6 protein-coding genes are annotated in these 4,008 nt (G+C 46.4%); 3 read left to right on the forward strand and 3 right to left on the reverse strand.

Annotated features, from left to right (window positions below; all coding sequences use genetic code 11):
• Window positions 1-76 precede the first annotated feature (76 nt).
• Window positions 77-544, reverse strand: coding sequence for a divalent metal cation transporter (locus C5684_RS07460; protein WP_199764517.1), 468 nt, complete (start codon window positions 542-544; stop codon window positions 77-79).
• A gap of 22 nt (window positions 545-566) precedes the next feature.
• Window positions 567-1,346 carry a LamB/YcsF family protein gene (locus tag C5684_RS07465; RefSeq protein ID WP_104639913.1) on the reverse strand — a complete coding sequence of 260 codons (780 nt, stop codon included), beginning with the start codon at window positions 1,344-1,346 and terminating at the stop codon, window positions 567-569.
• Between the two features lie 40 nt (window positions 1,347-1,386).
• Here C5684_RS07465 and C5684_RS07470 point away from each other — a divergent pair, with 40 nt between their 5' ends.
• Genes C5684_RS07470 through C5684_RS07480 form a run of 3 tightly spaced genes read left to right on the forward strand, consistent with a single transcriptional unit; the run spans window position 1,387 to window position 3,108 of the window.
• Window positions 1,387-2,262 carry a class 1 fructose-bisphosphatase gene (locus C5684_RS07470; protein WP_104639914.1) on the forward strand — a complete coding sequence of 292 codons (876 nt, stop codon included), beginning with the start codon at window positions 1,387-1,389 and terminating at the stop codon, window positions 2,260-2,262.
• A complete protein-coding gene (locus tag C5684_RS07475; protein WP_013890382.1) occupies window positions 2,263-2,448 on the forward strand; it encodes a hypothetical protein in 186 nt (61 codons plus the stop codon).
• 6 nt (window positions 2,449-2,454) lie between these two features.
• Window positions 2,455-3,108, forward strand: coding sequence for an outer membrane protein (locus C5684_RS07480; RefSeq protein WP_233708705.1), 654 nt, complete (start codon window positions 2,455-2,457; stop codon window positions 3,106-3,108).
• 407 nt (window positions 3,109-3,515) lie between these two features.
• On the opposite strand, the gene C5684_RS07490 is transcribed toward C5684_RS07480, so the two are convergent.
• The coding region (locus C5684_RS07490; RefSeq protein WP_233708706.1) for a hypothetical protein at window positions 3,516-4,008 on the reverse strand (493 nt) is incomplete at its 5' end.

Here is a 4,008-nt window from a genome sequence, read left to right on the forward strand (position 1 = left end):
CCCCCACACTCCCCCCAATAAGCGTAATGGTGGCTGCCATTGAAAAATGGCTAGGCAAAAAGCTTACTTTAGCCACTTAGGCGATGGGTGGGTGGGTGAAAAAGGCAACAAAGGCAATCAAGATGATCATCAACACGCCTAAAATCTGTGCCACGCGATCCATCAAATGCCCCGCACTCTTGGATAAAAAAATTAAGATCGCCAACAAGGCACTAAGCAACCCCCCACTTTTTAAATCCAGCCCCACTAATGCTTGCAACCCCAAAGCTGCTCCGCCCACATTCCCAATATTAAAAGCCAAAGCCCCCAGTGTGATGACAAAGGTCAAAAAATGCCCCAAACCGGGTAGTAAGGTGTTGGCGACATCCTGCCCTCTTTGTTGGGAGATACCCAACACACGCCAAACATTGATTTGGGCGATCAAAGAGGCGATGATGGAAACCACAATCACGGCTGCAAAAGAGCTTTTTAACTCTTGGGTGAATTGCGCGCTTTGGGTCAAAAAGCCCGGACCAATGGCAGCCGTTGCGCTAAAAAAAGCCACACCCCATAAGAATGACCGCGTTTTAATGGGAAAGTCCTAAGATCGATCTTAGGGGGCGGATGGTTATGCCATGTTTTTCTAAACCGGTGCGTATTTGTTTGGCAAATTCTAAGGCTTTGGGGTTATCCCCATGCACGCATAAAGAATGCGCTTTTATCTCTATCTCTGTGCCCTCCAAAGTGCGCACCTTGCACTCGGTGATCATTTTTAAAGCACGCTCTAGAGCGTAATTTACATCGCTGATCAGCGCTTGGGGGTGGGATCTGGGCACTAATTGCCCGCTGGCTAGGTAATGCCGATCAATAAAGGCTTCTTCAGCCACTTTTAGCCCCATTTTTTGCCCCTCTATAGCCATCAAACTTTGACTCAAGGTGAGCACGATGAGTTTGGGGTTATAAGCAGATATGCCCTCTAGGATCGCACGGGCTAGGTTGGGATCGCTAGAGGCTTGGTTGTAAAAACTCCCATGCAATTTGACATGTTGGAGGGCAAACCCATAACTTTTAGCAAAAGCCTCTAGCGCACCGATTTGATAGAGGGTGTAACACCTAGCTTCCCTAGGGCTAATCTCCATTTTACGCCGCCCAAAGCCTAGCAAGTCTGGATAGCCCACATGCGCGCCCAAACCCACGCCTAAATCCCGTGCTCTTTGAGCCATGCCCTCCATAATCAACGCATCGCCGGCATGCCAGCCACAAGCGACATTGGCACTGCTCACGCATTCTAAAACCGCCCCATCATCGCCCATTTTATAGACTCCAAAGCCCTCGCCGATGTCGCTATTCAAATCCACACATTCCATGCTAGAATTATACTACTAAATTCAGATTTTAAGGCTTGACATGGACACAACCACAAAAGAGCAGTTATTAAAAGCCCTCCAAGAGCTAGCCCCTAAAGTTTATCGCCTCATCAAGCAAACCGACCCCCACTACACCCAGCAACAAAACCCCACAGCCGATCTGCAACTTGATTTAGATGTGTTGGTGGATAACCTCATTAGCGATCATTTTTTGGGTCTGGCATGTGTGGGGGGCGTGATGAGTGAGGAGCAGAGCGAGGCACGCTATAAGCCCGATACACAAGGCTACTTAGTCGCCTTTGATCCCCTAGATGGTTCTAGCGTGGTGGGGGCTAATTTTTTGGTGGGGAGTATTTTTGCCATCTATGCGCACACGCCCGCAGGCTTTGCTAACAAACAAATCGCACACACCTTACAAATGGGGGCTTATATCCTCTATGGGGCTAAATTAGAATTAGTGGTGGCTACAACTAAAGAGGTGGGGCATTATCTTTACCACGAGGAAAGCCAAACTTGGGTATTTAAAGGTCATTTGAGCTTGAAAGATAAGGGTAAAAACATCGCCCCCGGGGGGAGTTGGGAGCATTTTAGCCCGCAGTATCGTGCTTTTTTGGATCGTTTTTTTAAGCAAGGCTACCGCTTGCGTTATAGCGGGAGCATGGTCGCTGATGTGCACCACTTGTTAAGCAAACAAGGGGGGTTATTTTGCTACCCAGCCACTAAGGATGCGCCCCAGGGCAAGTTACGCCAACTCTTTGAGGTCTATCCTTTGGCGTTTGTGATCGAGCAAGCCGGGGGGCTAGCCTTGCTTAAGGGAGGGCAAAGGCTTTTAGATCAGCCATTAGAGAGCTTGCATGCCAAGAGTGCATGCTTTTTGGGCTCTAAAGTGGAAATGGAAGCATTGGGGGATTTTTAGGTGGAACGCGATTTTGAGGCAGAATTAGATAACTGGTGTGCCAAAATTAAAGCTTGTCAAGAACGCAAGGGTTTAGGCTCGTGCTTGCCATGCGAGTTGGTCTTGGAGTGCGCGGATCGCCAAAATTTCGTGCAAAGCGTGCATGCGAGCATGAACAAAGGCAGGCAAGGCAATTTTGATTTTTAAGGAAGAGTGTTGAAAAAATTAGTTTGCTGTGGGCTGTTATTGGTTGGGAGTGTGGCTTTAGCTGAGAAAAAGGCTTTTTATGTGTCTGCGGGCTTGCAGTATGCTTTAGTGAAAACCACGATCACCGGATCGCTTGGGTTTAACTTGCCCTATACCAGCGGACAGAGTAACATGTATGGTTTTAGCATGGAGGGGGGGTATAAGTTTTTTTTAGGTAAGAGAGAAAAACGCAACGGGTTTCGAGTCTATGCTTTTTATGATTATGGCTATGATAACCCAACTTTTAATGGTGCGCGCTACAATAACAATGTTTATGGCGTGGGTGCAGATTATCTCTTTAATTTTATCAACACACGCGAGATTCAAACCGGGTTTTTTATGGGGATCGCCTTTGCGGGGAGCTCTTGGAGCAATAGCGGGGCTAGCCTAGTTAAGAGTCTCACCAAATACCCCGGAGTGAGCGTCAATTTTAGTTATTTCCAAATCCCCTTGCGTTTTGGGGTGCGGGCTAATGTAACCAAGCACCAGGGCTTTGAATTTGGCTTAAAAATCCCCATTGTGCGTAACTACTACTTCCGCTCTGTAACCCCAAGCGGGGTTTCTGGTGTTACCTTCCAAAGAAGTTTGGTTCTTTATGCCAATTATGTTTGGAATTTTTAACCAAAACCCCTTGTTAATCTCCTTCTAAGCCCAAATTCCATACTCAGCCCCCATAACTTGGTCGGGAGTGTGTGGGGTGGGATTACCAAAACCCATTTTGATTTTTAGCGGATAATAACCCTCATGTTTGCTTTTGTCTTGGGGTCTATGGGTTTTTTGGCATGTATATTTAAATTTTAGCAATAGTAGTAGGGCATGTGAATATGTGAATGAGAGGTCTTTAAGGGCGTTGGGCTGGGGCTTAGGGCATGTGAATAAAAAGGCTTTTTCAACCACGCATTGGCACATGTGCATGTGCCAACATGGGTTATTTGGGTGTAAAAAGACCTATTTGGATTCGTTTCATTCACATTTTCATTCACATGTGAATGAAAATGTGCCAACATGTGCCAAACATGTGAATGAAATCAGTGGAGTGTGTCCTCATTTTGCATGGTGAAGATCAAGCGATCGATCACATTGCGTTGTTCGTTGGTGAAATTGTATTGCGCGCGCACGGTTTGGCGGATGCGTTCTAAAACACTGCTATCGACCAAAAATAACGCCAAGACCTTGCGGTAATGGGGCAACACAACATATTTTTTCTCTTTGTAAATGTCCATGCTGTCAATGGCTTTATCGATGCTAAAGAGCAGGATATTTTTAAGATTGTCGGATTTGAGGTGGTATTTGTCCAAAACTTGGCTAAACTTTTTGTAAATTGAAAAAGTGAGCATGCGTCTGGCATTAAAATAGGCATCCTCTTTATCATCCAGATCATCATTAGCCGTGCTCTTGATGTCTGCCACACCATAGCCCATTAAAAAACGGCTGGAATTGATCACAATCACCTGATGATTGGGAGCTTGGGTTGTCTCTGGCTTGGGTGGGGGGGGTGTGGGTTTGGGTTTGGGTTTGGGT

The organism is Helicobacter bizzozeronii, assembly GCF_900196775.1.
GTDB lineage: Bacteria > Campylobacterota > Campylobacteria > Campylobacterales > Helicobacteraceae > Helicobacter > Helicobacter bizzozeronii.